Origin of the sequence: Streptomyces sp. WM6386 (assembly GCF_000972385.1) — a bacterium.
GTDB lineage: Bacteria > Actinomycetota > Actinomycetes > Streptomycetales > Streptomycetaceae > Streptomyces.
The window spans coordinates 1-319 of the sequence record NZ_JXTE01000761.1 but is presented as its reverse complement, the minus strand read 5'-3'; the positions used below and the strand labels follow the sequence as shown (position 1 = coordinate 319).

1 pseudogene is annotated in these 319 nt (G+C 71.2%); it reads left to right on the top strand.

Annotated features, from left to right (window positions below):
• Positions 1–244: pseudogene (locus tag TN53_RS43555) on the top strand (transcriptional regulator); the annotation flags it as partial.
• Positions 245–319 lie beyond the last annotated feature (75 nt).

Below are 319 nucleotides of genomic sequence, written 5' to 3'. Positions count from 1 at the left end.
CGTCGACCACTTCGCCGCCGTCTTCACCCACCTCTGGGCCACCGCCACCGCGACCCCGCACGCCTCCGAACAGAAGACGGTCCGCCCCCCGGAGGTCGGCGACATCCTGCTCGACTGCGACGTCCTCCTCGTTCCCGGTGCCGACCTGCGCGTGGTCACCTACACTGCGGCCACCGGCACGAGTGACGCGGGCAGACTGGACCTGCTGCGTGCCCTGGGCACGACGGGCGTCTCCGGCAGCTGAGCCGTCGAGAAAAACCGCCTCCGTCGCCGCCCCACCCCTTCCACCACGCACGAGAGGCTTCCGCATCATGCGCCG